Below are 793 nucleotides of genomic sequence, written 5' to 3'. Positions count from 1 at the left end.
GCTGCTCAGCCACGATCTGCCTTCCGTTGTCCTCTGTGACCCACCGATCCTCGCACGGACCGGACGTGCCGGGCACTTCACTCCTCCGATTCGGGCGATTACCTCCCAGGCGCACCCCGTATGCGGCAACACCCCAGGAGTGGGCCGCCGAAGAGCGGGCACGCGCGGTGCAGAGGGCCGCCGCGAGGAACCGATCGCGGCACAGCATGACCCGGATGCCTGTCCCTGTGTGCTGTGGGCCCTGAGGGAAGGCATCATCGCGAAAAGGGTGGAAAGGCGAGCTATTCGGTGAACTATTCGCCTTCTGGGGCATACCCCAGGCACTCACATACGCCACCGAGGAGGAGGAACCCGTGACCCGCATCGACAGCGTGCGCGCCGCGATGCTGGCCGGGCTGCCCGTCGTGCTCCTCGTCGCCGCCGCGGTGACCTGGCTGGTGACCCGGCGGGCCCTGCGCCCCGTCGAGGGCATCCGCCGCGAGATGGCGGCGATCACCGCCTCCGAGGACCTGGGCAGGCGCGTCCCGGAGCCGGACTCCCGTGACGAGATCGCCCGCCTGGCCCGTACGACCAACGAGACGCTCACCGCGCTGGAGGCGTCCGTCGACCGCCAGCGGCGCTTCGTCGCGGACGCCTCGCACGAGCTGCGCAGCCCGATCGCCTCGCTGCGCACTCAGCTGGAGGTGGCCGCCGCCCACCCCGAACTGCTGGACCTGCCGGGCGCGGTGGCCGATACCGTACGCCTCCAGGCTCTCGCCGCCGACCTGCTGCTGCTGGCCCGGCTCGACGCGGG

At 71.2% G+C, this 793-nt stretch carries 1 pseudogene; it reads left to right on the top strand.

Annotated elements, in window-relative coordinates:
- Positions 1 to 362 precede the first annotated feature (362 nt).
- Positions 363 to 793, top strand: a pseudogene (locus E6R62_RS37655) (histidine kinase dimerization/phospho-acceptor domain-containing protein); the annotation flags it as partial.

The sequence above is a fragment of the Streptomyces sp. A1136 genome, assembly GCF_004795055.1.
Taxonomy (GTDB): Bacteria; Actinomycetota; Actinomycetes; order Streptomycetales; family Streptomycetaceae; genus Streptomyces.
Note: the sequence above shows the minus strand (reverse complement) of the source record. Positions and strands in the feature narration are given on the sequence as shown.